3 protein-coding genes are annotated in these 2,353 nt (G+C 46.6%); 2 read left to right on the top strand and 1 reads right to left on the bottom strand.

The window, feature by feature from the left end; all coding sequences use genetic code 11:
- Positions 1-107: 107 nt before the first annotated feature.
- Positions 108-302, bottom strand: a complete 195-nt coding sequence (locus PX481_RS02250; RefSeq protein ID WP_288028103.1) for a hypothetical protein — start codon at positions 300-302, stop codon at positions 108-110.
- On the opposite strand from PX481_RS02250, the gene PX481_RS02245 reads away from it, so the two are divergent.
- Together PX481_RS02245 and ctpB are read left to right on the top strand one after the other, a co-directional pair.
- Positions 235-654: an NUDIX hydrolase gene (locus tag PX481_RS02245; protein WP_002760597.1), complete on the top strand. Its 420-nt coding sequence runs from the start codon at positions 235-237 to the stop codon at positions 652-654. The two genes, PX481_RS02250 and PX481_RS02245, sit on opposite strands and share 68 nt — an antisense overlap.
- A gap of 142 nt (positions 655-796) precedes the next feature.
- Positions 797-2,122, top strand: coding sequence for a carboxyl-terminal processing protease CtpB (gene ctpB, locus PX481_RS02240; RefSeq protein ID WP_043999194.1), 1,326 nt, complete (start codon positions 797-799; stop codon positions 2,120-2,122).
- Positions 2,123-2,353: the final 231 nt, after the last annotated feature.

Here is a 2,353-nt window from a genome sequence, read left to right as displayed (position 1 = left end):
CCCATTATTATTCTACTAATGACAGTAGCCTAGTTACTCAGGAGCCGGATACGGCGAAAGTCGTAAGTCCGGTTTTGAAGCAGGGGGTGGGAAGGCGACTTCCTGCTCTACTGTAACGGGTGTGGGGTGTGGGGTGTGGGGTGTGGGGTGTGGGGAGAATAAATAAAATAGTCTCCCGTCTCCTGACTCCTGACTCCTGACTCCTGATAACTGATAACTGATAACTGATAACTGATGATATTTGTTGCTTTGGCGATTTTGGAACAGGACGGTCGATTTTTAATGCAGTTGCGCGACGACATCCCGACGATTCTCTATCCGGGGGTGTGGGGTTTATTTGGTGGTCACTTAGAAGCGGGTGAAAGTCCAGAAATAGGGTTAAAACGAGAGTTAAAAGAAGAAATTAACTACGAAGCTCCTAGTTTACGCCATTTTCGCTGTTATAACGATGATAATCTCTCTCGTTATCTTTATCATGTACCCCTGACCCTGGAATTAGAAAAATTAGTGCAAACGGAAGGGCAAGATTTAGCATTATTACCCCCGGCTGCCATCCTTCAAGGGGAATACTATTCCCAGAAGATTAATCAGACTCGTCCTTTAGGAAAAATTCATCGCCAGATATTACTCGATTTTCTAGAAGTAGAATTATAGTGGATATTAGAGCCAGACAAGGAACTCCCCTATCTATACGAAAGTCGTAGTTAACACTGCTCCTCACCTCCCTCGAAGGCAAAATGCTCCCGCTTTTTGAATGGCTTTATCTAAACGTCAATCTTATTTTGGCTTTGTCTTTATGAACCAGTCGCGTCCCTCGTTCGTTTCCGTGCAGAAACTCCTATCTGGAGGTGCGATCGCTACCCTAGCAGTTAGTTCCCTGATGGTTCTCACCCCCGCAGCCAAAGGGGAAAAACCCTTAGAAGATAACCCGAAAGCAGTCATCGACCAGGTCTGGCAAATTGTTAATAATGAATTTGTAGATCGTAGTTTTCATCAAATCGATTGGCAAAAAAAACGTCAAGAATTGTTAAGCAGAAATTATACTAATCCCCAACAAGCTTACACGGCAATTCGGGAAGCTTTAAAGGAATTGGGTGATACTTATACCCGTTTTTTAACTCCTAGGGAATTTTCTGTCCTCACCAGTCAAACTTCCGGAGAATTATCGGGAATTGGGGTACGTTTAGCCCTCGATAAACGCACTAGCGATCTGATCGTTGTCGATACGGTGAAAAAATCCCCCGCCAAGGAAGCGGGAGTGAAAAGCGGCGATCGCCTGATCAGAATTAATGGCAAACCCACCGCTTTAATGACCCTAGAACAAGCAATGGAAGCCCTACAGGGAGAAGTGGGTACTAGCGTTAGTTTACAGCTTGCCCGTCCCGATCGAGGTGTATTTGAAGTGACTTTGACCCGGGTAGATATCGAAATCCCCTCGGTTAGCTATACCCTTAAACAGGAAGGTGGGGTGAAAGTTGGTTATATTAAACTGGATGAATTTAGTTCCCACGCAGCCGAACAAATGAAAGAAGCGATCGAGGAATTAAGTCAACAACAGGTATCCGGCTATGTTCTCGATCTGCGGGGCAACCCCGGGGGTTTACTATTTGCTAGTGTCGATATCGCTCGCATGTGGATGAAACAGGGCAAAATCGTTAGCACCATCGATCGACGGGGCGGTGATCGCCAATTTATCGCCAATAACACCGCTATTACCGATTTACCCCTCGTGGTCTTGGTGAATAAAGGTTCCGCCAGCGCCAGCGAAATCCTCGCCGGGGCGCTGAAAGAAAATGGCCGGGCGACTTTAGTGGGTACATCGACCTATGGCAAGAGTACCGTCCAATCGGTACACACCCTCTCCGATGGTTCCGGTTTAGCGGTGACAATTGCCCGTTATTATCCCCCCAACGGCGAAAATATCTACAAAAAAGGCATTAAACCCGATGTGCAGATCGAGTTAACCCAGGAACAACAGCTGCGCTTCCGCGATGATCCTTCTTTGGTGGGAACTAAGGATGATCCCCAGTACCAACAGGCGATCTCGCTGCTACAATCCCATAGTGTTAAACGTCCTGGCACTAGCAATCTCAATAACCCTTTGAGTAGTCGAGCCGAATAATTGTCCTCAATAATGTCTAAGTAGGTAGGTGGAATTAAATATAAGATGAACGTAGGTTGGGTTGAAGCATGAAACCCAACGCCCGCTCATGTTACGCTACCGCTAACCCATCCTACAAATAATTGTGCCTCCCTACTTAGGGTCTGCTGAAAAAGTTTTTCCTAGGGGCAGGGTGTAGGGTGTGGGGTGGGGGGTGTGGGGTTTTACCGATTTTGAGGGGGTCAATTACCT

The sequence above is a fragment of the Microcystis sp. M53603_WE2 genome (assembly GCF_030065435.1).
This window is presented reverse-complemented; position numbering and strand designations above follow the sequence as displayed.

Bases quoted from the DNA above. Each gene is read 5' to 3' on its own strand.
- ctpB (WP_043999194.1), top strand. From the start codon at position 797: ATGAACCAGTCGCGTCCCTCGTTCGTTTCCGTGCAGAAACTCCTATCT.
- PX481_RS02245 (WP_002760597.1), top strand. From the start codon at position 235: ATGATATTTGTTGCTTTGGCGATTTTGGAACAGGACGGTCGATTTTTA.
- PX481_RS02250 (WP_288028103.1), bottom strand. From the start codon at position 302: ATGTCGTCGCGCAACTGCATTAAAAATCGACCGTCCTGTTCCAAAATC.